The sequence below is a fragment of the Serratia sp. H402Y genome (assembly GCF_051172415.1).
GTDB lineage: Bacteria > Pseudomonadota > Gammaproteobacteria > Enterobacterales > Enterobacteriaceae > Serratia > Serratia ureilytica.
Genome location: NZ_JBPIYZ010000001.1, coordinates 1,638,304 through 1,660,782 on the forward strand (window position 1 = coordinate 1,638,304; position 22,479 = coordinate 1,660,782).

Genomic DNA, 22,479 nt, shown 5'->3' on the forward strand with positions numbered 1-22,479 from the left:
ATTGACTGACGGTCGGTCATGGTGTTTGATGTCGGCCAGAAAATGAAGTGTTTTTGAGTCCGTTTTGCTTTTCATTCTGAGCCAATACAGAAGTGATGGCGCCGCCTGACCGAGGTGCCGAAAGCTGTTTGTTTAACGAATTGTGATTGAGAAAGATAACAGTCAAACAGTGAGTTAACTCATTATGGAGTCGCTATGGTTAGTGTTGAGGATTCGATCAACCAACGTTTATTGCTGGCCCTTCAACAACATGGACAGCGCCCGGCGCTTTTTGAACACGGGGAGGTTTACACTTACGACTGGCTGAACGGTGCGGTGGCTTCAGCCGCTTTGAAGCTGTGTCAATTGGGCGTGGTGAAGGGCGATCGGATCGCCTATCAATTGCGCAACACCCGTGAAGCGGTTGTCATCATGCTCTCTTCGTTGATGCTCGGTGCGATCCCTGTGCCGATATTACCCTCTTATCGTGAAAAAGAGCTGAGGCACATTCTGCATCTGACGGCGCCAAAAGTATTTGCCCTGCAGCGAGGTTCCCGTCGCTATAACCCACTTGCCGCTTTGCAGACGCTGTTGGCCGAAGGTCTCAATATCGATGTGATATTGGTCGAAGACTACGATGACGCCGGGCACGACACTCGTTACCTAAACCTGCAACATTTCTGTTCGCCTTTGACGCCCGCGCCGCCACTTCACGCCGCCACCATGACGCCCTCGGATACCGCCGTCATGTTGCTCTCGAGCGGCACCACCGGTTTACCTAAAGCGATTGCCCGTAAAAATGGCGGCTACAGCTATATGATCGAGTGCGGCTGTGACGTGTTTGCTTTAGACAGCCATTCGGTCTATTTCGCCGCGATGCCGGTTTCGCATGGGTTTGTCATCAATTGCCCCGGTATACTCGGTACGCTTTCTCGCGGCGGCGCCGTTGCGCTCGCCGACGCCCCGTCGGCGGAAACGGCGTTGGACGTGATCGAGCAATGCGGCGTGACGCACACCACGCTGGTGCCTGCGTTGCTGTCTCAATGGAGCGAACTGCAGCGGCAAACGCCGCGCGACCTGACGTCTTTGTGGCATGTTCAGGTGGGTGGCGCCAGGGTGACGCCTGAGCTAGCGGCCTCCGCCTCCCGCAACCTCGGCATTACCCTGCAGCAGTGCTATGGCATGAGCGAAGGGCTGCTGTGTTTTAACTCGATTGACGATGATGACACTCTGCGATTCAGCTCTCAGGGCCGGCCGTTGAGCCCGCATGATGAAGTGCTGATCGTCGACGAGAATGGCCGTCCTTTGCCCGTGGGCAAATCAGGCGAACTGATCACCCGCGGCCCTTATACGCTCACCGAGTATTACCAAAATCCCCAGGCTAACCGTAGCGCGTTTACGGCGGACGGTTTCTACCGTACCGGCGACCTGGCGCACGTCGATAGCGCGGGCAACATTTTCATCGACGGCCGCGTAAACGATTCGATCAACCGCGGGGGAGAGAAATTCAGTCCCAATGAGATAGAGGAGTTGGCTGAACAGCATCCTGCAGTGGTGCGAGCCGCCTGCGTTGGTATGCCGGACGATCTCTACGGTGAGGTGCCTTGTCTGTTTGTCACCAGCACGGATGCCACTCTGACTCTCAGCGCATTGCGCCGCTTCTTTGAGAAAGAAGGGCTGGCGGCGTTCAAGGCGCCGGAGCGGCTGATTGTCATCGATACCATTCCGATGAAAGGGATCGGCAAGATAGATCGCGTGACGTTGCGCGACATGCTGCGCCAGGAACAGACGGTCAAAAATACGGCGGGGTTGAACTCATGACGCCATTGCGCACGTCTCTCGGTTGCGTGGTGAGGCTCAGCCGCCCATGCAGTTCACCGGTCAGCAAACAATTGGTCGTATTTCCACATGCCGGCGGCGGCGTTGCGTTCTACCAGCACTGGCGTGATCTGCTGCCGGACGAGGTGGATCTGTTCATCGTGCAGTACCCCGGCCGAGAAGACGCGCAAGACGCGCCGGCTTGGGAAACGGCGCAGCGAGCCATTACGCGCTGCGTTGATGCGCTGCATTCTTCGCTGGGCATCGCGCCGGTGGTGATTTTCGGTCATAGCATGGGCGCGCTGTTTGCCCTGCAGGTTGCCGCGGCATTACAAGCGTCGCGTTTTAACATCGACGCCGTGTTGTCGGCCCAGCGCGCCCCCTCTGAACTGAAAATACTTCAACAGGAAAGCCTGCGGCAAGAGGTGTTGGGCGACATCCTGACATTCAGTGAAAGCAGCGGCGCACTGTCGCTGGATGAGATCACTCGCCCGCTTGTCACCCGCTTGATACAGCAAGATCTACAGCTGTTGGGCGCGCTCAGCGCAGAACCTTTGCCCGACATGCAGCCACGCATTTTGGGCGGCGATAACGATCCGTTGGTTAGCCGCGCCGCGCTGTCGCTGTGGGAAAAAGAACTCCCCGGCAGCCGGGTGCAATTCCTCGCGGGCGATCACTTTTATTTCGCGCAGGACACCGCTGCGTTTCTCCGCCAGCTGCTCCGGTAACGCTGGCTTATTTGTCAACGTATGGCTTTAAAGGAACCTCTGATGAATTTTGAGCTGTTTAACCCACAGGATTGCGCACCGGATACGGAGAAAGCCTTCGCTCTGTTCCCCCAGTTGAAAAAATTCTATGCGACGTTAGGCAATACCCCGCTGGTTGAAGTGCCGTCGCCAAAGGGAAAGGCGTCGATTTACGCCAAGTTTGAGTTTGAGAATCCGTTTGGCTCGGTGAAAGACCGCACCGCGTTCGGTCTGTTTTGCGATGCCATCAATCAACACGACTTCGCCGCCGGTGAATTGAAGTTGCTCGATTCCTCGGGGGGCAATATGGCGAAAGCCCTGGCCAAACTCGGCAATATGTGCGGGATAGCGGTGCAAGTGGTGATCCCGGATTCGTCTCCGCAACCGCTTATCGACACGTTAAAAGCCGATAAAGCCATCGTTACTCTGGTCGATCGCAATCAGTTCCTGCTCGGCGTCATTGCACGCAGCCAGCAGATTGCGCATGAAGATGGCAGTTGGACGCTGCTTTCTCAGCATCTTAACCTGGTCAACACCGCCGTACATCAGCATGCGACGGGCGCAGAGATTCGCCGGCAGCTGGAGGGTGAGCGCATCGACGGTTGGGTATCGGCGGTAGGGACCGGCGGGACTTTGTCGGGGGTGGCCGCCGCGTTGCGTCAGGATAACCCACAGCTGATCGTATGGGGCAGCACGCCGCGCGAATTGCCTTACGGTACGCTGTCTGCGCCGAACGGTGAACCTAAATTTGCCGGAGCCGGCGGGCTGGGCTTCGGTTTCCGTCAGCCTTTCATCAGTAAGTTGATGCCGCAGGAACCGCCTTTCAATCCGGTTTCCTATCGGGAAGCGCTCAGCGCGATGCACGAATTCCATCAGTTGACCGGCGTTAAAATCGGCGCATCTTCCGCCGCCAACTGGAAAACGGCCTGTAAGCTGGCAGAAACGCTGAGTGCGGATCAACGGGTTGTCACACTCTTTGCCGACGCCGGTTCCGATATCGATCGAGAAAAAGGGCGCGAGTGGTTCAAACAATCTGAAGCCTTGACCGTTTAACAACGTCTAAAAGGAATATTTCATGGAAATTATACAGGGCAATAATAATGTATTGTCTGAGCTGATCGCGCTTGGCGATTATGTTCGCCAGTTAATAAGTTCAGGTAAAGAGGCCAACGATATTGAGCATATTTTGGCGACGAAAGACGGCTATAACAATGCCACCGTGCTTTCCGTTATCGAAATGGCAAATATTACCTTTAAAGCAAAAGCGGATAATGTCCCTAACGTTGGCGATGCCAATTCACATATCGATCGGTTGGTGGATAAGCAGGGGCATGATATCGGCACGATGAAGGGCCAGGGGTGGAAAATCGCCTCACTGCCGGACGACAGCGTGGTTTCCTGGTACCACGAGACGGCCGAGACGCCGCTGGGGCGAATCGAAACCGCCGGCATTTGGAATTCCAGTGCGATTTGGGCGGGGCAATGGCAATCGTTGTTCGCCGCCGGCGTTAGCGGGGATGTGATGGGGAAGATCGGCGTTCGTCAGCTCTATCAGGATATTCCGCGAGAAAAATATCTGACGCTGATCGTCCTGTTGCCGCTGGATCAGATTAAAAGCTTAATTAAAAAATAATTTTATCAAACACACACAATATCCATTACGAGGGATAGGTATGCACACGTCGGTACACTGGGATGTCATTATTATCGGCGCTGGCCCCATCGGGCTGGCCGCCGCATGGAATTATGCGCGAGAGCATCGCGACCATAAGGTTTTGGTCCTGGAACAACATGCGCTATTTACGCAACTGGCCGGCACCAGCGGGGAGGAGCGCCATTGGCGTTTGCAATATTCGGAGCTGGAAATATTCCGCCTTACCCTGGAGGCCGACAAATTGTGGCGGCAGCTGGAACAACAGGCGGACAGAAAACTGATCCACCGCATTGGCAGCCTATGGTTCGGCGATGCGGATGTCTGGACCAATGAGGGGCAAATCCGCCAAACCATGCTTTCAATGGATGAAATGAGGTTGCCTTATGAACGTCTGACGATGCGTGAAATCGAACGGCGCTATGGTTTCACCGGCTTGGACAGCAACTATGAAGGTTTCTTGCAGCAAGACGGCGGCGTGATCGACGTTAAAGGCACCCTGGCGTCGCTTTACTCGCTGGCCAGCGAAGCCGGCGTGGAGTTCCAGTTCCAGCAATGCGTGAAGGCCGTGGAGCCCGATGCTCGGGGCGCAACGGTGCTGACGACGCAAAACCGTTATCGCGCCCGTAAAGTCCTGGTTGCCAGTGGGCCGGGCAGCAAGAAACTGCTGCGCCAGTTGGATATTGAACTTGCGCTTTCTACCTATGAGATGGCCTGCATCAGCATGCTGCGCAGCCAGCGCCTGGGAGCCAACGATCCCTTCTGGTTTGCTTTCCAACCGCCGGTGGAGAGCGACAGCAACCTGTTTTATGGCTTCCCGCCCAACCCTTGGTCCGTCAATGGGTTTGATCGGCTGGGGACCGACTTCGAAGTGGATCCGATCACCGAAGCCAATGCGCCTGGCTATAGGGCAAACCCGCAGCACGTGGAGCGCGCGTTGGAGTTTGCCCGCCGGCATATGCCGTTCCTCGAACCGGATAAACAGCATTCCGCTGCAAGCTGTCTGGCCGTGTTGCCCACCGATCCGGCGCGCCAATTCTATCTCGACAGCGCCAAAGGCCGCTGCCACGGCGGCGAACATCTGGTGGTCTCGGCAGGGGGATGGGCGTTCAAATTTACGCCTCTGATGGGGCAAATTTGCGCCGATCTGCTGGCGGAACGAGAGCCCCGTTGGGACATCAGCGCATTGCGTTTCTGAGCGGAGAACCTTCATGCAGCAGGTGAACAGCAATGAACGGGATATCGCCCTGGTTGGCATGGCCTGCCGTTTCCCGGGTGCCGAGGACATCGAAAGCTGGTGGCATAATTTGATCAACGGTGTCGAATCCCTGGTTCGCATCGATAACGATCGGGATGATGCCGTCGACAAGGGATATATTCCCGTCGCCGCGCCTGTGGCCGGCGACATATCTCGCTTTGATGCAGGATTCTTCGGTATTAGCGCGCGCGATGCGCTGCTGATGGATCCCCAGCAGCGGCTCTTTTTGGAATGCGCCTGGCACGCGCTGGAAAGCGCCGGTGTGACACCGGGGGAACTTGAGGATACCGGGCTGTTCGCCGGCTGTAGCAGCTCTGACTATTTACGTCAGGCGCAAGGATCCGAGCTACTCGATAAACTCAATCCTTCGCCGTTCGAGCGGCAAATAATGAGCGATAAAGATTACCTCACCAGCAGGGTGGCCTGGCATCTGGGCATCGGGGGGCCGGTGTGCAACGTGCAAGCCGCCTGCGCCACTTCGCTGGTGGCGGTATACGAAGCGGTCCACGCCTTGCGCAGCGGCCGTTGCAACCTGGCGTTAGCAGGCGCTTGTACCCTAAGGATCCCGCAAAACGACGGCTATTTTGCGCAGCAAGGCATGGTGTTTTCCACCGATGGGCACTGCCGGCCATTTTCCGCAGATGCCAGCGGTACGGTATTCGGCAGCGGCGTCGGTGTGGTGGTGTTGAAGCGCCTGAGTGATGCGCTGGCGGCCGGCGATAACGTCGTCGCGGTGATCAAAGGCGTGGCGATGAATAATGACGGCGCGCGCAAAGTCAGTTTTACCACCACCAGTTTGCATGGCCAGCAACGCCTGCTGCGCCAGGCGATGGACGATGCCCGGTTGACGCCTGAGGATTTTCGCGCCATCGAAGCCCACGGTACGGGCACTCTGGCCGGCGATCCCATCGAATTCGAGGCGCTGAACGGCGTTTTCCGAGAGCATACGACACGACGGGGGTTCTGCGCCATCGGCGCAGTCAAGGCTAACGTCGGGCACCTGGAAACCTGCGCCGGCATGGCGGGATTGATTAAGGCCGCCCTGCAAGTTCAGCATGGCTGGCTCACGCCGCAGATCAACGTTGGCTCACCGAATCCGGAAATGGCATTGGCGGAGAGTCCGTTTGAGTTTATCTGTTCCGCTCAACGGTGGGATCGCGAGGATCCGCGCCAGGCCATCGGCGTCAGCGCATTCGGTATTGGCGGTACGAATGCGCATGTCGTACTGGCGAGGCCGCCTGTCATGCCGCCGGCGCGAACAACGGCCTCATTGTCCTCCACCGTCGTACCGATCAGCGCACAGTCAGAACAGGCCTGGCATCGGCTGGTAAAACGCTATCTGCAGCGACCGCACGGCGAAAACGACGAACGCTTGGCCTGGAGCGCGCAAAGCGGAAGAAAGTCGCTGCGCTATCGCGGCACCTTGCAGATAGACGATCGGGGCGCGTTGAGCGTGAAAGAAAACATGATGGATACGGGGAAAGGGCGCTTGTCGATAGTTTTCCAATTCCCTGGCCAGGGAAGCCAGTTTATCGGTATGGCCAGCGATTTGATGGCGCAGGACGCGACCTTCAGAAAACTGATGAACGACAAACTACAGATAGTACAAACGCAAGCCGCACTGGATCTCTCGGCGTTATTTACCGGAGAGGCCGCGCCCGAGTCGATTAACGATACCGCGTTGACGCAGCCCGCGCTGATCGCCGTCGAAATCTCCGTGGCCGAACTGCTGATGCATTACGGGGTCGAGCCGGATTGGGTCATTGGGCACAGCCTCGGCGAAATTGCGGCGGCCTGGGCCGCAGGGGTGTTCTCGGTGCAAGAGGCGCTGGTTTTCGCCGCTCATCGTGGGCGTCTGATGGCCGGGTTGCCGTCCGGGATGATGTTGGCGGTAGAGCTGAGCGTTCAACAGGTTCAGCCCTGGTTGAGTCATCAGCTATCGCTGGCGGCAGAAAACAGTGATGACGGCTGCGTGCTGTCCGGCACCGCTGAAGCCATTCGCGCTTGCGAACGCCAGATGCGAGACCGAGGCGTGCGATGCAAAGCCTTGAATGTTTCACATGCGTTTCATTCGACCCTGATGGATCCCATTCTTGACGAGCTGGCCGATGTTGCGCCGCCGCCGCGTGAATCGGCGACGGGGGTACGTTACGTCTCCGCCTTGCTGGCGACCGAAGTCGAATGTTCGGCGCTTGACGGCCGCTATTGGGCGCGTCATGCCCGTGAACCCGTAAATTACCACCGCGCCTTGCAGCAGCTACCGCAGCGCGGCAAGACGTTGTTTATCGAAGTTGGGCCGGGTTCGACGCTCACGGCGTTGGTTGCACAGCTGAAATCCGCCGGATCTGTGACCGCGGTGCGAACCTTGCCGCGTCGCGACGAAGCGCAGAATGAAGGCGCCGTATGGATCCAGGCGCTGCAAAAAATCTGGCGCGCCAGCGTCAACGTTAACTGGCGCCGCCTGTGGCAACTACCGCCTTCGCGCATCGCATTGCCGATGTATCCCTTCGATCCGGCGCACTGGTGGTTGGGCGAACGGGACAGGCAGGGGCCGCAAGCCGAGCGAACGCCGGCGGCAACAAGTCAGTCAGATCCTCAGATGGCGCGTATCTGGCGCGTTTGGGGGGATGTGACCGGCGTGAACCCCGATTCTAACCACTGTGACTTTTTTGACGCCGGCGGACAGTCGCTGATGGCGCTGCGCCTGCTGGCGATGTTGGAGCAAGAGTTTGGCAAGGCAATAGGGATGGCCGATTTTCTTAAGCGGCCTACGCCGTGGGGCATTAAACAACAGTTGGACCAGGCTGGAGCATTCGAGCAAGATTCTCATTAAAACAGGATGGCAAATTATGTCAGTTAACAATGAATTGCTGAATACACATAACCAATACCAGATAGAAACGGTCGTAATCGATGACGAAACGTCATTCACCCTGGCTTACTCGTCGCAGATCAAGCTGCTACCGGCCAATGGAGGTATCCGTTGGCGAAACTATGCGTCCCGGCAGCAGCAGGAAGAGGAGGCGATCATGCTGGCGCAGCGCATGTCGCTGAAGCACGGGCTGTACAATACTGGCTTCAGCGGCGGCAAAATCGTGGTGAACAGCAAACGTTCTCCCCAAGAGCAACCGGCAGTGCTTGAAGCGATAGGCGCTCTGCTCAATCGCTATGGCGGCACCATGTTTACGGGATGCGATATCAATACCGGCAATCGAGAGATGGACTATCTGCGGCAGTTTACGCCGTGGATCCTGAATGCCATGGACAGCCCACAAGTCGATACATCGGTGGCAACCGGCTACGGCGTCTGGAGTTCGATGAAAAAAGTGTTGACGCTGAGGCTCAATCATTTGCCTCGCGCGCGCATTGCCATTCACGGTATGGGCAAGGTCGGCACTGAAGTGGCGAAACAAAGCCTGCTGTTCGGTTGTGAGGTGACGGCCTATGACATCAACCCCGCAGCGCAATTTCCTGCGGGGGTGCGCCGCGTGAGCGAAGAGGAACTTTGGGCGCAACCCAGCGAGGTGCTGTGCATCGCGTCAATGTCCAACGTATTGAATACACAGAATATTGAACAGCTGAATACCCGCTGGGTGGTGAGCAGCGCCAACTCACCGTTTAATACGTCACAGGCTGAACAGCGGCTGTTGGCGCGCGGTATTCACTATCTGCCGGACTACGTCAGCAACGCCGGTGCAGTGATCTGCGACAGCATCGAAATGGCGTTTACCGACCGTTATAACCAAATGAACCAGGAGCAGGTCAACGCCTATGTTCACTCCGTGATTGGCGCCAAGACGGAGGAGTTGTTGCAGCGCGCTCAACTGCTCAATTGCGATATTGGACAATTGTTGCAACCGATCAAATCCGCCGCCATGGTGGCGTAAGAAATGGGCCGGGGAGCCTGCGTTTTCCCGGCCTCGGCTTTTTTAACGGGCACATAACTCCATGATTATTGTAAAAGACGCTTTGCGTTGCAAAGTAGAGGCCGAATCGCAAGGGCGTCGCACCGTGCTTTACACCGCAAGTGGGCAGCCCAGCTATATGCATGTGATACCTCGTTTTACGCTGCAAGAGGTCACATCAGGGTTAGGCGAGGCGGTTCATCCTGCGTTTATCGTTAACGGTCAGCGAAAAGAGGCTTTCTTCTACGGCTGTTACCCCGGCACGCTGATCCATGGCGAACTGGTCAGCCAACCTGAGACGGCCCCGGCCAGCTGGCATGACCTGACCGCATTTCGACAGGCTGCGGCTCGCAATGGACGCGGCTGGCACATTGGCACCAACGCCGAATGGGCCGCGTTGATGTTCTGGTGCCGTCATCATGGATGGCCGGAGTTAGGCAATACCGAGAGTGGGCGATCGCATCGCGATCGACGCCAGTATGGCAAGCGATGTGACGGCGGTGCCGTGGGCGATGAGCAGGGCGATCCGACAACGTTTACCGCATCCGGCCCGGCCGCCTGGTATCATGACGGTACGCCGCACGGTATTGGCGATCTCTGCGGCAACCTTTGGGAATGGCAACACGGGCTGAAATTGGTCGCGGGGGAAATCCTGCTTTTACCGGACAATGACGCCGCGATGCCGATGACCGATAATGAAGACGAACGCTGGCGCGCGGTCGAGCTGGCAACAGGCGAGTGGCTACCTCCCGGCAGCCCGGGAACCGCAAAATTCGATGCTTCATCGCCGAGTCTTACCGGCAATGCCGGCACGCCGCGCATTTCGGACCGTATCCGGCATTTCAACGGCGATCCGCATGACAATGGGTATCCGCCAGGTTTGATGGATGATGAGTTCGGGCGTATTGGTGCGGCAAGTGGAGAGTCGGTGCCGGATATATTGAAAATCCTCGGCGTTGTACCGCATCACCGGTGTGCGGACGGCGATCAGGTTTATCTGCGCAACTACGGCGAACGCATGCTGATGCGAGGCGGCGCCTGGTATTCCGGTGCGGGTGCCGGGCTGAGAACGCTGTGCCTGAGCCATGGCGCTGGGCATGCCAGTGCGACGGTGGGCGCCCGGCCGGTATGGTGTTTGTAAGCGGTTGGCAATTCACTGGGTGGCGCAGCGGCCGTGGCCGCCGCGCAGGATATTTATTGGCTGAGGGTTTGCTGCAGCGCCTGAACGGAAGAGGCGATGCCGGCATCGACCGACATGGTCAAGTCTTCCATTTCCAGTGACACCCAGTCGTTGTAACCCATCATGCGCACCACCGAGAAGAATTCCTTCCACCACTGCAGATCCCGGCCGCAGCCGACGGCGACATAATTCCAGGCCCGGTCAGCTACCTCGTCTATCGGTTTGGTCTCCAGCAGCCCGTTAACCTCGACGACGCCGCGCTCAAGGCGTACGTCTTTGCCGTGCACATGGTGAATGGCGGGCCCAAGGGCGCGGGCCACCGCGATGGGATCTGCGCCCATCCAGATCAAGTGGCTGGGATCGAGGTTCAGACCCACCATCGGGCCAACGGCCTCTCGCAGCCGGAACAGCGTTTCCGGGTTCCACACCAGCATGGCGCTGAAGTTTTCCAGCGCAAAGCGCTCGACGCCGCACGCTTTGGCTCGGGCGACCAGCGCCTGCCAATAGGGGATCGCCACCTCATTCCATTGATAGTCCAGACAGTTTTTCACCGTAGGGGGCCAGCTGACGGTATAGGTAATCCAGTTGGGGATGGTGTCATGCGGGCTGGCCGGGGGCAGGCCGCTCATCATGACGATCTTCTTCACCCCCAGCAGGCCGGCCAGCTCCAGCGTATTGTCGGTTTGGCGCAGATGGCGCTGCCCCAGCTCGCCCGGATCGAGCGGATTGCCGGAGACATTGAGCGCGGCGATCTCCATGCCGCGGCTGGCCAGGGCCTGCTGCAGCTGCCGGCGTTTGGCCGGGTTGGCCAGCAGATCGTCGGTATCCAGATGGGGCGCCGGAGACCAGCCGCCGGTGGTCATTTCCACGCCGCGCACCTCCAGCTCCAGCAACCGATCCAGCATCGGCTCGAAGGGCAAATGGCCCAGGCTGTCGGTACAGAATGAAAGTTTCATGATGCTTTCCTTATCGGTAATTGACCCAGGTGGCGCCGTTGTCGGCGGAACGAACGCAGTTTTCAATCCAGCGCACGCCTTCTAACCCGGCATCGATATCCGGATAGATCAGCGTGGCCAGCGTTTGCCGATCGCCGTGCTGGCTGGCGCTGATGGCGATGGCGAACTTGAGGTAAATATTGGCCCAGGATTCGGCCAGCCCTTCGGTATGCAGCGCGCCGAGCCGCTCTTCGGCCAGCGCGCTGTCGTCCAGATAGGGCATGCCGTGGTGCAGCGTTTGGTTGGGCCGCCCCTGGATCTCATAGCGCAATTCGCCGGGCGTGGAATCGCTCCATTGCAGGCTGGCGCGTGCGCCCACCACGCGAATGCTTTGGCTGTCCATCGCGCCCGCGTTGATGGCGGAGGCCCACATGCGGCCGACGGCGCCGTTTTCGTAGTGCATCAGCACCATGGCATTGTCTTCCAGCGGGGCGCGGGAAGGGATAAAGCTCTGGCGATCGCACAGCAGGGAGGCAATTTTCATGTCGGGCATCACCAGCTGTGAGATGTAGAAGGTGTGGGTAGAAATATCGCCCAGAACAAAGGAGGGGCCGGCGATTTTCGGATCGACGCGCCACTTTTGCGCCTCGAACGTGTCCGCGCTTTCGTTGGCGTTGAAGCCATGGGTGTACTGCAATTCGACCATGCGTATTTCGCCGATGTCGCCGTTCGCGATCATGGCGCGCATCTGCATCAGCAGCGGATGCCCGGAGAAGCCGTAGGTTACGCCGACGATCAGGCCTTTCTCCGCCGCCAGCGCCTTGATTTCTCTCGCCTCCGCCGTAGTGAAGAACAGCGGTTTTTCGCAGATGACATGCAGGCCGGCATTCAGCGCGGCGCGCGTGATTTCATAGTGGGTGCCGTTAGGGGTGGCGATGGTCACCACCTCAACACCATCTTCGCGGTTGGCCTCTTGTTTCAGCAACTGCTGATAGTCGTCATAGCAGCGTTCAGCGGGCACGCCGAGATTGACGCCAAACTCACGCCCGCGCGCCGCGTCGATATCAAAAGCGCCGGCAACCAGCCGATAGGCGGTATTGTCGCGCAGTGCGCCGGAACGGTGCTTGTAGCCCACCTGACTGAGGCGGCCGCCGCCGATCATCGCCCAACGCAGCGGGCGAGGGATGCTTCTTTCACCATTTAACATGCTGACTCCTGATACTGTGGTTTTGCACTCGGGTGCAAAATGGGTTGAAAAAGAGAGTGGCAACGGTTTATTTCTGGTTCATTTGCGCAAATTGCGGGTAGTTTTCTCGCGTCACGGTGGCATAAGGCACCCAGTTGTAAGACTCGGTTTTGGCGTGATCCAACATCGCTCGGGTCACTTGCACCGCGCCGATCGCCTGGGCTTTGGCATCCTGGAAAATGGTCACCGCCAGGTCGCCGTTTTTGATAAATTGCAGGCCGTCGGGCGTGCCATCGATACCGGCAACCAGTACGCCGTTCTTTTTGGCCTGCTTCAGCGCCATGATCGCGCCGATGGCCATCTCATCGTTGTTGGCGGCGATCGCATCGATCGGTACGCCGTTCAGCAACCAGCCGGAGACCACGTCGACCGCTTCATTGCGTTGCCATTTCGCAGTCTGTTTCTCTACCACTTTCAGCTCTTTGTGTTTGGCGATCACCGCCTCCACCGCGCGGGTGCGCTCGCGGGTTTCTTCGTTGGAGAGGGCGCCCATCAGGATCGCCACGTTGCCGCGGTAATTCATTTTTTTCGCCAGAGCCTCCATCTGCAGGCGACCGCTGAGCGCCGAATCGGAGCCGACGTAGGCCGTCGCGCCGCTCAGCGGCACTTCGGGTTTGCGGTTGACGAAGATAAGGGGGATAGCGGCGCGTTGGGCGGCCGCTATCATCGGCTGAACGCCTTGCGTATCGACCGGGTTGAGGATAATGGCGTCCACGCCCTGATTAATCAGATCGTCTACCTGCTGCACCTGCAGGGCGACATCGCCTTTGGCATCAACGAACTGGCCTTGCAGCTGCTGCGCAACCAGTTCCCGCGCCATTTGGCTGCGCAGGATAGAGACGAAGTTGAGATCGAAGTTGGCCAGCGCCACGCCGACCTGGTAGGTCTTGGCCTGGGCGGTCACGACAAACAGCGAGCAGGCTAACATCAACAACAGTCTGGTTTTTTTCATTACGGTATCCTGTTGAGAAGAGAGGTGTTATGTAAAAACAGCGTTTTGCAACCGGGTGCAAAACAGGAGACAAAACGGCGATGAGTCTCTGAATGCCACCGTGAATGTCGGCCATGGATAAAATTTGGTCAACAGGGGAAAGGTGAAAACAGCGCGGAAGATCACAAACTCTTTATGTTTTGCACCCGGTTGCATAACAAATTGCAATCGGGTGCAAAAACGGGACATAATCGCAGCAGGTATGCCGGCAGGCGCTTAGGGGATCTGAGCGAGCAGGGTTATAGTGTGACTTCACCGAAGCAGGGATCGACGCAACCATGACGAAACACCACAAAGCCACCGCCAGCGACGTCGCCGAAAAGGCCGGCGTCTCTAAATGGACGGTATCGCGCGCCTTTACGCCCGGTGCGTCGATCTCAGACAGCGCGCGTGAAAGCGTACTGGCGGCGGCGGCCGAGCTGGGCTATCGACCCAATCTGCTGGCGCGCAGCCTGTCGCAAAAACGCACGCACATCATCGGCGTGGCCATCGACGAGATGAAGAACCCGCATTCGATGATGATGCTCGATATGGTCACCAAACAACTGCAAACCCGCGGCTATATGGCGCTGCTGTTGAACATCACCGCCGGGGAAAACTACCGGGCGGTGATGGCGATGGCCGATCAGCTGCAGGTCGATGGCATTTTGTTCCTGGCGACGGTGTTAACCCAAGAGTGGGCGGCGATCGCGCAAGATCTGCATCAGATCCCGCTGGTGCAGGTGTGCCGCAATACGGAAAGCGAACACATTGATGTGGTCAATATCGACGGTTACCGCGCCGGCGAAGAGATCGCTGGGTTGCTGATAGAACAAGGGCATCGGCGATTTGGCTACATGAAGGGGCCAGACACGCAAAGTAGCCATTTGCTGCGCATGGAAGGCTACCGCGATAGGCTGATAACCTCTGGCTTTCAGCTGGATCGGGTGCTCACGGCTGGCCACTACGATCGCCAACGCGGTTTCCAGCTGATGAGCGAATACCTGCAGGCAACGCCGGAAAGTGAGCGGGTTGAGGCGCTGTTCTGCGAGAACGACGTGTTGGCGCTGGGGGCGCTCGAAGCGCTCAGGCAAGTGGCACCGTCGTCTGCAATGGCCGTGGTAGGTTTCGACGATATCGACGAGGCCGGATCAGCCAACTGGGCGCTGACCAGCTACAGCCAACGCATCGACCGGCTGGTCGAAGAAGCCTTGAATCGCCTGCTCGATAATCGCACCACGGCAGACGGCGCCTGGCGGCATGGGGAATTGCGGGTTCGGCGGTCGCACCTGGGAGAGAAACAGGCGTGAGGTTTTTCCTTTTGGTGACGGCGTCACTTTGGAGGTTTAATGAGAACTCGTCGCGATAAAAAAAACTCTATAGAAGAGAAAGTGTTACCTTCAGATGCCCCATAGCCAGCGGTGGCGAGTACCGCTGGGGGCGCCATGGCAAAGTCAGGTTTCACGAGTGTCATTCTGTTGTAGATTGACTGCCGAAGTTTGCCAGATTTCACGTAGCGCGATCAAAAAGGAGGGCATTTTGACGCATTCTGCAAAGTTGTTTAGCCAAATCCAGACGCTTGAGGTTGAACTGCATCAGCCATCGGTGCGCCGCGATCCGCAGCGCGTCGCGGCATTGCTGCATGAAGACTTTGAAGAGATTGCTCGCTCAGGTCTGCGTTATGACAAACGCCAGACCGTTGCGGCGCTGGAAATGGAAACTGAGCATCCGCAGATTGTTGCCGAAGGTTTTACGCTGGCGAAAATCAGTGAAGGCGCCGTGTTGCTGACGTATAAGAGTTTTCAACGCAACGCGCAGGGCAACGCCATTCGTTGCACAGAACGGTCGTCGATTTGGATGCTGACGGAAAAGGCCGGTTGGCAAATGCGGTTTCATCAGGGCACACCGACCGAGGATTAAACTGAGGTGCTGAAACTGAACGGGCTGATGATGGGCTTAAACATAAAAAAGGTTAGCAGCCTGATAAGGCTTGAAGGTGAGGTGAGAAAGGACGGCCAGGCTAACGGCGGTGCGTACCCAACAATGCAATTTAACATAATATACATTATGCGCACCCATGTGGTTATACGTGGATTCTGGCGTCCTGGCTTGATCATGGGTTTTCTCCTGTGGCCAACCATTTCAACGCCCGTTGCTCATGCCGTTGAACGAATTCGTTTTTCAGCTGGTCTTAAGCCGTCGAGTTTTCGCTGCAGGCTTCATTGCCATTGCCGCTTATTGCTGAGCGACACCATGATGTTTGCGCAAAAATCTCTGAACACACAATGCCTGTCGCCTGTTCACTTCCTGCAGTAAATGCATGCATGTGGGGCGTGCGTTTGCCGCTTCCCAGGATTTCGCCACTTGGCGTTCCAACGCCGCTTAACCTCCCAGCAAAATTATCAATCGTTGGTTTGGCCGCCAGCCAACTCTGCCGATGTGATGGACTGCCGTTAACACGCCAGCCAATATCTCGCGAAGTTTCAGCTTTATCACGTTCCACCCACTGAGGAGCATAGATAAATGCGTTCTGCCATTAATGATGACCGGGCATGCTTATAGCGACACATCTCTGCGGATATTGAGGCGAAATCCCCCCGCTTTTTTGATCGCGCTACGTGAAATCTGATAAAACATGGCTACTGCGATACTGCAGATTTCACCAAAACGCGCCATAAAAATGAACAACTTCTGCCTGCCAAATGCGTACTGGCGTTCGTCTTCACCGTTTCCGGTGGCCTTCATGGCGTTGGCTATACTGAATGGGAACATTCTTCCACACTCCAGGACATCCCCATGTTTGACCATGTGAAATTTGGCGTCAGCGACTTTGCTCTGAGCAAAGCGTTTTTCCTTAATGCGCTGGCGCCGCTGGGCGTAAAGATCGTTGCCGAAGGTGAACCCGATTATGGCGTTGAGCTGTGTCCCGATCGGGGTAACGTGTCATTATGCCTGTTTCAGACCGATGAAAAACCGGCGCATCTGCACCTGGCATTTACCGCAAGCAGCCGTGAACAGGTCGATGCGTTCTATCACGCCGCGTTAAGCGCCGGCGGCAAAGACAATGGCGCGCCCGGTTTACGCCCCAATTATCATGCCCACTACTATGCGGCGTTTGTCATTGGTCCGGATGGGCATAATATCGAGGCGGTTTGCCACAATGCGATAGCCTAGTTTTCCATTTAAAAACAAATAATTATACAGAGAAAAGACTCTGTATTTAACATAACGTATTGTGACGATGTCACTATTAGTTACCCCGTCACGTCAATCCACTCCGCTCCCGTGACGCCGGCCAGCCGCTGTGGCGCAATTCTCACGCCAGAGTTATCGCTGCCGCCTGCCGGAAGCACTTCATCGAAAGCGCGCAGGCTATGATCGCAGTAGATCCTCACCGCCTCCGGTGCGGCAAAGGGACAAACGCCGCCGGGCGGATAGCCGGTTAATGCTTCAACCTCTTCCGCCGGCAGCATACGCGCCTTCACGCCGAAGAATTGCTTGTACTTCTTGTTGTCGATTCTGGCAGTTCCCGCCATCACCAGCAGCACCACATCGCCGTTAACGCGAAACGAAAGCGTCTTGGCGATCTGCCCGCTCTCCACGCCAAAGGCTTCTGCCGCCAGCGCCACCGTTGCGGTGTTCTTTGCCAGCACCGTCACCGTCGTCTCCGGTGCGTGCTCGGCCAGAAAACGCTGAACGCGTTCTATGCTCATGCCCTGCCTCCTGATATTGCTAAACCATTGATAATGCCGAAGTGATGGTTTCGGTTTTAACATCGCATGCTAAAAATGAGAATCAAAATTGTTCAAATCGCTGGATCTGAACAAAGCTTTAAGGGGCCAATGGCCTTTTTACCCATCATTTTTCATGGAGATGCCTGCATGACCACGCAAACGACAGCAAGGCCCTCAGCGGCCGCAGTGGCCGTCTATGAATGGCTCAACCCGATACCTTACGGATTTTTCACCGCGGCGCTGATTTTCGACATCATTTATGCCTGTACCGCTAATATTCAGTGGGTCAATGGCGCAAGTTGGCTAATTGCCATCGGCCTGATTTTTGCCATCATTCCCCGCCTGATTAACCTGGTACAGGTATGGTTCGGCAGCGCTCGGCTGCGGGGAGCGTCGGTCAAACTCCATTTCTGGCTGAATTTGCTGGTCATCGTTCTCGCCATTATCAACGCTTTCGTGCATAGCCGGGATGCGTATGCCGTGGTGCCCCAAGGCCTGGTGCTGTCTGCGATCGTGGTCGCGCTGCTCAGCCTGGCGAATATTCTGCTGGCCCTTGGCGCCCGCGCAAAATAAGGAGGTTTTCATGAAGCTCTCATCTCTGGCGCTCACCCTTTCCGCCGTTTTGGCCTTGGCCGGCTGCGATAACAGCGCCGTCATTTCGCCAGAGCAACAAATGGGCCCGGACCCGACGTTGCCGGCGGCGCAAGACTTTCTGATGCCGCCGATGCAGGTGCCTAAGGGCGTTGGCTGGCAACAAGATCAGACGCCGAAAGTGGCGGAAGGCTTGAAAATCGATAAGGTGGCAGACGATTTGCTTCATCCGCGTCAGTTGCTCACGCTGCCCAATGGCGATGTGTTGGTCGTGGAGGCCAACGGGCCGGGCACGGAAGCGGTGAGCACGCCCAAGCAGCTGATCGCCGGCCTGGTGAAAGGCCAATCCGGTAAAGGCGGCAAAGGGGGCAATCGCATCACCCTGCTGCGCCCGACCGCCGGCGGCAACTGGGAAAAGCACGTCTTCCTCGAGGGGCTCGATTCCCCGTTCGGCGTCCAGTTGATTGGCAATACGCTGTACGTGGCCAATACCGGCAATATCATGCAGTACGCCTATCAGCCAGGCGAAACGCGCATCAGCGATCCGGGCAAAGAACTGGCCGACCTGCCGGACACCATCAACCATCACTGGACCAAGGCCCTGCTGGCCAGCCCTGACGGGAAAAAGCTGTATGTCGGCGTCGGTTCCAACAGCAACATCACCGAAAACGGCCTGGCCGTAGAGTACCGGCGCGCCGCCGTGCTGGAAGTGGACACCGCCTCCGGCGCCAGCCGCATCTTCGCCAGCGGCCTGCGCAACCCGACCGGGCTGCAGTGGGAGCCGCAAAGCGGTAAGCTGTGGGCGATTGTCAACGAGCGTGACGAAATCGGCGCCGATCTGGTGCCGGATTACCTGACCTCGGTGCAAGACGGCGGTTTCTACGGCTGGCCTTACAGCTATTTCGGTCAGCACGTCGATCGACGGGTACAGCCGCCGCGGCCGGATCGGGTGGCGAAAGCCATCAAGCCGGATTACGCGCTCAGCTCGCACGTCGCGCCGCTGGGGCTGCTGTTCTACACCGCGAGCGCTCTGCCGGCCGACTATCGTGGCGGCGCTTTTATCAGCGAGCACGGCAGTTGGGATCGCTCGCCGCTGAACGGCTATCGGGTCAGCTATGTGGCGTTTGAGCAAGGCAAACCGGTCGGCAAGCTCAAGGCCGTGGTGACAGGTTTTGTCTCCGATAATGAGAAGGAACTCTATGGCGCCCCTGTGGGGCTGGCTGTCGATAAGACCGGCGCTTTGCTGGTTGCGGATGACGTCGGCAACACTGTCTGGCGCGTCAGCGCGAAGTAAGGTTACGGGCGGGTTCCGGTGAACTCGCCCGTGACATTGTCACTCACTCCTCAGCGCCAGCCAGATCGTCATAAAGCGGAATAATCGTGCTCGCCAGTTTTTCCGTCATTAATATTGTCCCCGTCACGTTATTGGCGTAAGAAAATAGCCTTTGGTCAGAATTAAAGCGCTTATCCGATAATATATTCATCAACAGATCGTTGATCAGAAATAAAAGGTTTTAACATTTCGACATAAACCAGTACAATTCCCTCCCCTGTGTTAACCCTTTTTTAGGTTGATTGTGTCGTTAATTCAGCCCCCTGCATCACGTAACCGGGCCGCCGCCTGGTTAGGGATGTTCGCCATTCTGATGTTGTTCATTGCGCCGGTGGTCTCGCGATCCCTGGAGCATGCGCGCGCCGGAAGTGCTGAAACGACCGTCATGGCGGACTGCGGCATGGCGATGCCGAAGCCGATGCATCATGATATGCATTCGCCGCCGGCCGCGCCGGAAAAGGCCGCATCGCCGATGATGCAGCACGGCGGCGGCCACCACAACATGGCGATGATGATGGACGACAGCGCCTGCGGCTACTGCGTGCTGTTGCTGCACGCGCCGCTGCTGGACGTGAGCCACGCCCCGCTGTTCTGGTCTCAATCTCTGGCCTCGCGCCCGCCGCCGACTCATTATCTCGTTCCCCTGTTTGCCCACGTCGTTCATACCGAATTACAGCCGCGCGCGCCGCCCATCCCTTTCCTCTGATTTAACAATACCCCATTGCCGTTTCTGTATTGCCGTTGATCGTTTCAACATGGCGGAATTAATACGCCCAATGGTTATGCATTGAGACGACATTATTAGCCCGGTTATTTCCACGTTGAGGGAATTAACCCCCGTATTTTCCGATGGTGATTTTCACCAGGCATCCCCACGCCTGAATAAATCGCCGGAGAATAATGGAAAAAAGTTAGCTTAAGGAAAGATGATGTTTAAACCCGCTTATAAAAAGAACGCCGTCACCCGCGCAATCACCACCGCCATGCCGCTGTTCCTGCTGGCCGGGCACGCGGCGCAGGCGCATCAGCACCCTACCGACGCACAGGTTAATGATGGCGACGTGATCACCGTCACCGCACCGCTCTACTCTCCGCTGACCATCGTGACGTCACCAAAAACCCCGCGTCAGCCGGTACCCGCCAGCGACGGTTCGGACTATCTGAAAACCATTCCCGGTTTTTCGCAGATCCGCAACGGCGGCACCAACGGCGATCCGGTATTTCGCGGCATGTTCGGTTCGCGGCTGAAAATTCTCACTGACGGTTCGGAGATGCTCGGCGCCTGCCCATCGAGAATGGATGCGCCCACCTCTTACATCTCGCCGGAAAGCTTCGATCTGCTGACCATCACCAAAGGGCCGCAGACGGTGCTGTGGGGGCCGGGTTCGTCGGCGGGCACGGTGCGTTTCGAACGTGAACGTCCGCGCTTCGACAAGCCGGGCATCAAGGGCAACGCCAGCGTGCTGACCGGCTCCAATGGCCGCTGGGACGAGAATATCGACGCCAGCCTCGGCGCCGAGCAAGGTTACCTGCGGGTGATGGCCAACAAGTCGCGCGCCAACGATTACCAGGACGGAACGAATACGCGCGTGCCATCGCGCTGGGACAAATGGAACGGCGATCTGGCGCTCGGCTGGACGCCGGATGCCGACACGCTGCTGGAAGTGACGATGGGGCGCGGCAACGGCGAAGCGCGCTATGCCGGCCGCAGCATGGACGGTTCGCAGTTCAAACGCGAAAGCCTGGGCATGCGGGTGGAGAAATCCAACATCGGCGAGGTGCTGGATAAGTTGGAAGCGCAAGTCTACTACAACTACGCCAACCACGTGATGGACAACGTGACCCTGCGCTCGCCGGGCAGCGGCGGCATGGGCGGCCACGGTGGGCATGGCGGCATGAGCATGGGGGGCCACGGCGGGCACATGATGTCTTCCGGCATGACGATGCAGCTCGATCGCCGCACCGTCGGCGGCCGTGTGATGGGCACCTGGCAGTGGCAGGACGTGAAGCTTGAAAGCGGCCTGGACACGCAGACCAATACCCACCGCAGCATGAGCCGCGGCAGCTGGGAAAAAGACGCCCAGTTCAACAGCTACGGCGCCTTCGGCGAGCTGACATGGTCCACCAGCGAGCAGGATAAGCTGATCGGCGGCGCGCGTCTCGATCGCACCCTGGTGGAGAACTTCCGCAGCGGCAGCGATGTGGAACGTTCAGACACCCTGCCGAGCGGCTTTATGCGCCTGGAGCATACGCTGGCCGAGCTGCCGCTGATGCTGTATGCCGGCGTCGGCTATACCGAGCGCTTCCCGGATTACTGGGAGCTGTTCTCGCCGAAGCTGGGTCCGAACGGCAGCAAGGATCCGTTCTCCAGCGTCAAGAGCGAGAAAACCACGCAGCTCGACATCGGCGCGCAGTACAACGGCAAGCGCTTCAACGGCTGGGTCTCCGCGTATGTGGGCCGCGTCGATGATTTCATCCTGTTCAAATACGATCCGCACAATGCGCGTCTCAGCCAGGCCGATAACGTCAACGCCAACATTATGGGCGGCGAAATGGGCATGGGTTATCAACTGAGCGAGCACTGGAAAACCGACGCCAGCCTGGCCTACTCCTGGGGGAAAAACACCAGCGACGGTCGCCCGCTGCCGCAGATCCCGCCGCTGGAGGCACGCTTGGGGCTGACCTATGAGTACGGCGACTGGAGCGGCACCGGCCTGTGGCGTCTGGTCAGCAGCCAGCACCGCGTGGCGATCAACGAAGGCAACGTAGTAGGCAAAGACTTTGCCGAAAGCGCCGGCTTCGGCGTGCTCTCCGCCAACGCCGCCTACAAGGTGAATAAAAACGTCAAGCTGAGCGCCGGTCTGGATAATATACTGAACAAGACCTACAGCGAGCACCTCAACCTGGCGGGCAACAGCGCCTTCGGCTATTCGGCCAACAGCGCGGTGAATGAACCGGGCCGCACCCTGTGGGCCAAGGTTAACGTCACCTTCTAAGCCGTTCACCGGGCGATGGGTAACCGTCGCCCGGTTACGCGATATGCGATCCGGTTCTTAGGATATGAGTTTTAAGTTTTTCCCATTCGGTTTAGCGGCGATTACTATCACTCTCAACGTAATCAACGATCCGGAGG

The 22,479-nt window shown here is 57.7% G+C and carries 21 protein-coding genes; 16 read left to right on the forward strand and 5 right to left on the reverse strand.

Annotation, left to right across the window (positions count from 1 at the left end; translation table 11 throughout):
* The first annotated feature begins 195 nt into the window (after positions 1-195).
* The 8 genes from ACSBQS_RS08235 to ACSBQS_RS08270 all read left to right on the forward strand — a co-directional run bounded on the left by ACSBQS_RS08235 (position 196) and on the right by ACSBQS_RS08270 (position 10,498).
* Positions 196-1,800, forward strand: coding sequence for an AMP-binding protein (locus ACSBQS_RS08235; protein ID WP_197776313.1), 1,605 nt, complete (start codon positions 196-198; stop codon positions 1,798-1,800).
* Positions 1,797-2,525, forward strand: coding sequence for a thioesterase II family protein (locus ACSBQS_RS08240; protein ID WP_033643089.1), 729 nt, complete (start codon positions 1,797-1,799; stop codon positions 2,523-2,525). Before ACSBQS_RS08235 ends, ACSBQS_RS08240 begins: the two co-directional genes overlap by 4 nt.
* A 42-nt stretch (positions 2,526-2,567) precedes the next feature.
* Positions 2,568-3,596, forward strand: coding sequence for a PLP-dependent cysteine synthase family protein (locus tag ACSBQS_RS08245; RefSeq protein ID WP_033643090.1), 1,029 nt, complete (start codon positions 2,568-2,570; stop codon positions 3,594-3,596).
* Between the two features lie 22 nt (positions 3,597-3,618).
* Positions 3,619-4,176, forward strand: coding sequence for an allene oxide cyclase barrel-like domain-containing protein (locus ACSBQS_RS08250; protein WP_050440105.1), 558 nt, complete (start codon positions 3,619-3,621; stop codon positions 4,174-4,176).
* A 40-nt stretch (positions 4,177-4,216) separates the two neighbouring features.
* Positions 4,217-5,392 carry an NAD(P)/FAD-dependent oxidoreductase gene (locus ACSBQS_RS08255; protein ID WP_033643091.1) on the forward strand — a complete coding sequence of 392 codons (1,176 nt, stop codon included), beginning with the start codon at positions 4,217-4,219 and terminating at the stop codon, positions 5,390-5,392.
* A gap of 13 nt (positions 5,393-5,405) precedes the next feature.
* On the forward strand, positions 5,406-8,285 hold the full coding sequence (locus ACSBQS_RS08260) for a type I polyketide synthase (RefSeq protein WP_342164668.1): 2,880 nt from the start codon (positions 5,406-5,408) through the stop codon (positions 8,283-8,285).
* Between the two features lie 16 nt (positions 8,286-8,301).
* Complete coding sequence (locus ACSBQS_RS08265) at positions 8,302-9,339, forward strand: Glu/Leu/Phe/Val dehydrogenase dimerization domain-containing protein (RefSeq protein WP_342164666.1); 1,038 nt, start codon at positions 8,302-8,304, stop codon at positions 9,337-9,339.
* Between the two features lie 61 nt (positions 9,340-9,400).
* Positions 9,401-10,498: a hypothetical protein gene (locus tag ACSBQS_RS08270; protein WP_197666486.1), complete on the forward strand. Its 1,098-nt coding sequence runs from the start codon at positions 9,401-9,403 to the stop codon at positions 10,496-10,498.
* A gap of 53 nt (positions 10,499-10,551) precedes the next feature.
* On the opposite strand, the gene ACSBQS_RS08275 is transcribed toward ACSBQS_RS08270, so the two are convergent.
* The 3 genes from ACSBQS_RS08275 to ACSBQS_RS08285 form a co-directional block, all read right to left on the reverse strand.
* The gene (locus ACSBQS_RS08275) at positions 10,552-11,493 is read right to left on the reverse strand and encodes a sugar phosphate isomerase/epimerase family protein (RefSeq protein ID WP_197666485.1); all 942 of its coding nucleotides are present in this window, start codon (positions 11,491-11,493) and stop codon (positions 10,552-10,554) included.
* A 10-nt stretch (positions 11,494-11,503) separates the two neighbouring features.
* Positions 11,504-12,679: a Gfo/Idh/MocA family protein gene (locus ACSBQS_RS08280; protein ID WP_089197060.1), complete on the reverse strand. Its 1,176-nt coding sequence runs from the start codon at positions 12,677-12,679 to the stop codon at positions 11,504-11,506.
* Positions 12,680-12,746: 67 nt separating this feature from the next.
* Complete coding sequence (locus ACSBQS_RS08285) at positions 12,747-13,670, reverse strand: substrate-binding domain-containing protein (RefSeq protein WP_033650386.1); 924 nt, start codon at positions 13,668-13,670, stop codon at positions 12,747-12,749.
* A 317-nt stretch (positions 13,671-13,987) separates the two neighbouring features.
* On the opposite strand from ACSBQS_RS08285, the gene ACSBQS_RS08290 reads away from it, so the two are divergent.
* The 3 genes from ACSBQS_RS08290 to ACSBQS_RS08300 all read left to right on the forward strand — a co-directional run bounded on the left by ACSBQS_RS08290 (position 13,988) and on the right by ACSBQS_RS08300 (position 16,004).
* Positions 13,988-14,998 carry a LacI family DNA-binding transcriptional regulator gene (locus tag ACSBQS_RS08290; protein ID WP_069100158.1) on the forward strand — a complete coding sequence of 337 codons (1,011 nt, stop codon included), beginning with the start codon at positions 13,988-13,990 and terminating at the stop codon, positions 14,996-14,998.
* A gap of 229 nt (positions 14,999-15,227) precedes the next feature.
* Positions 15,228-15,608, forward strand: coding sequence for a DUF4440 domain-containing protein (locus ACSBQS_RS08295; protein WP_033643099.1), 381 nt, complete (start codon positions 15,228-15,230; stop codon positions 15,606-15,608).
* Between the two features lie 6 nt (positions 15,609-15,614).
* A complete protein-coding gene (locus tag ACSBQS_RS08300) occupies positions 15,615-16,004 on the forward strand; it encodes a hypothetical protein (protein ID WP_197776309.1) in 390 nt (129 codons plus the stop codon).
* 240 nt (positions 16,005-16,244) lie between these two features.
* Here ACSBQS_RS08300 and ACSBQS_RS08305 read toward each other — a convergent pair whose 3' ends face one another.
* The gene (locus ACSBQS_RS08305; RefSeq protein WP_197754678.1) at positions 16,245-16,460 is read right to left on the reverse strand and encodes a hypothetical protein; all 216 of its coding nucleotides are present in this window, start codon (positions 16,458-16,460) and stop codon (positions 16,245-16,247) included.
* Between the two features lie 24 nt (positions 16,461-16,484).
* On the opposite strand from ACSBQS_RS08305, the gene ACSBQS_RS08310 reads away from it, so the two are divergent.
* Complete coding sequence (locus tag ACSBQS_RS08310) at positions 16,485-16,862, forward strand: VOC family protein (RefSeq protein ID WP_033643102.1); 378 nt, start codon at positions 16,485-16,487, stop codon at positions 16,860-16,862.
* An 80-nt stretch (positions 16,863-16,942) separates the two neighbouring features.
* Here ACSBQS_RS08310 and ACSBQS_RS08315 read toward each other — a convergent pair whose 3' ends face one another.
* A complete protein-coding gene (locus ACSBQS_RS08315; protein WP_047026100.1) occupies positions 16,943-17,401 on the reverse strand; it encodes a YbaK/EbsC family protein in 459 nt (152 codons plus the stop codon).
* Positions 17,402-17,569: 168 nt separating this feature from the next.
* Between ACSBQS_RS08315 and ACSBQS_RS08320 the strand changes: the two genes are divergently transcribed.
* From ACSBQS_RS08320 to ACSBQS_RS08335, 4 genes are all read left to right on the forward strand, one after another.
* Positions 17,570-17,995, forward strand: a complete 426-nt coding sequence (locus tag ACSBQS_RS08320; RefSeq protein WP_342164655.1) for a DUF2231 domain-containing protein — start codon at positions 17,570-17,572, stop codon at positions 17,993-17,995.
* A gap of 10 nt (positions 17,996-18,005) precedes the next feature.
* Positions 18,006-19,307: a PQQ-dependent sugar dehydrogenase gene (locus tag ACSBQS_RS08325; RefSeq protein WP_047026099.1), complete on the forward strand. Its 1,302-nt coding sequence runs from the start codon at positions 18,006-18,008 to the stop codon at positions 19,305-19,307.
* A gap of 337 nt (positions 19,308-19,644) precedes the next feature.
* Positions 19,645-20,052 carry a DUF2946 domain-containing protein gene (locus ACSBQS_RS08330; protein ID WP_072055803.1) on the forward strand — a complete coding sequence of 136 codons (408 nt, stop codon included), beginning with the start codon at positions 19,645-19,647 and terminating at the stop codon, positions 20,050-20,052.
* 223 nt (positions 20,053-20,275) lie between these two features.
* Complete coding sequence (locus ACSBQS_RS08335; protein ID WP_108680744.1) at positions 20,276-22,342, forward strand: TonB-dependent copper receptor; 2,067 nt, start codon at positions 20,276-20,278, stop codon at positions 22,340-22,342.
* Positions 22,343-22,479: the final 137 nt, after the last annotated feature.

What these genes read in the sequence shown, in the direction of transcription:
- ACSBQS_RS08280 (WP_089197060.1), bottom strand. Translation starts at nt 12,679, where the DNA reads ATGTTAAATGGTGAAAGAAGCATCCCTCGCCCGCTGCGTTGGGCGATG.
- ACSBQS_RS08305 (WP_197754678.1), bottom strand. Translation starts at nt 16,460, where the DNA reads ATGTTCCCATTCAGTATAGCCAACGCCATGAAGGCCACCGGAAACGGT.
- ACSBQS_RS08290 (WP_069100158.1), top strand. Translation starts at nt 13,988, where the DNA reads ATGACGAAACACCACAAAGCCACCGCCAGCGACGTCGCCGAAAAGGCC.
- ACSBQS_RS08235 (WP_197776313.1), top strand. Translation starts at nt 196, where the DNA reads ATGGTTAGTGTTGAGGATTCGATCAACCAACGTTTATTGCTGGCCCTT.
- ACSBQS_RS08285 (WP_033650386.1), bottom strand. Translation starts at nt 13,670, where the DNA reads ATGAAAAAAACCAGACTGTTGTTGATGTTAGCCTGCTCGCTGTTTGTC.
- ACSBQS_RS08250 (WP_050440105.1), top strand. Translation starts at nt 3,619, where the DNA reads ATGGAAATTATACAGGGCAATAATAATGTATTGTCTGAGCTGATCGCG.
- ACSBQS_RS08240 (WP_033643089.1), top strand. Translation starts at nt 1,797, where the DNA reads ATGACGCCATTGCGCACGTCTCTCGGTTGCGTGGTGAGGCTCAGCCGC.
- ACSBQS_RS08275 (WP_197666485.1), bottom strand. Translation starts at nt 11,493, where the DNA reads ATGAAACTTTCATTCTGTACCGACAGCCTGGGCCATTTGCCCTTCGAG.
- ACSBQS_RS08335 (WP_108680744.1), top strand. Translation starts at nt 20,276, where the DNA reads ATGTTTAAACCCGCTTATAAAAAGAACGCCGTCACCCGCGCAATCACC.
- ACSBQS_RS08245 (WP_033643090.1), top strand. Translation starts at nt 2,568, where the DNA reads ATGAATTTTGAGCTGTTTAACCCACAGGATTGCGCACCGGATACGGAG.
- ACSBQS_RS08265 (WP_342164666.1), top strand. Translation starts at nt 8,302, where the DNA reads ATGTCAGTTAACAATGAATTGCTGAATACACATAACCAATACCAGATA.
- ACSBQS_RS08260 (WP_342164668.1), top strand. Translation starts at nt 5,406, where the DNA reads ATGCAGCAGGTGAACAGCAATGAACGGGATATCGCCCTGGTTGGCATG.
- ACSBQS_RS08315 (WP_047026100.1), bottom strand. Translation starts at nt 17,401, where the DNA reads ATGAGCATAGAACGCGTTCAGCGTTTTCTGGCCGAGCACGCACCGGAG.
- ACSBQS_RS08310 (WP_033643102.1), top strand. Translation starts at nt 16,485, where the DNA reads ATGTTTGACCATGTGAAATTTGGCGTCAGCGACTTTGCTCTGAGCAAA.
- ACSBQS_RS08330 (WP_072055803.1), top strand. Translation starts at nt 19,645, where the DNA reads ATGTTCGCCATTCTGATGTTGTTCATTGCGCCGGTGGTCTCGCGATCC.
- ACSBQS_RS08320 (WP_342164655.1), top strand. Translation starts at nt 17,570, where the DNA reads ATGACCACGCAAACGACAGCAAGGCCCTCAGCGGCCGCAGTGGCCGTC.
- ACSBQS_RS08255 (WP_033643091.1), top strand. Translation starts at nt 4,217, where the DNA reads ATGCACACGTCGGTACACTGGGATGTCATTATTATCGGCGCTGGCCCC.
- ACSBQS_RS08270 (WP_197666486.1), top strand. Translation starts at nt 9,401, where the DNA reads ATGATTATTGTAAAAGACGCTTTGCGTTGCAAAGTAGAGGCCGAATCG.
- ACSBQS_RS08325 (WP_047026099.1), top strand. Translation starts at nt 18,006, where the DNA reads ATGAAGCTCTCATCTCTGGCGCTCACCCTTTCCGCCGTTTTGGCCTTG.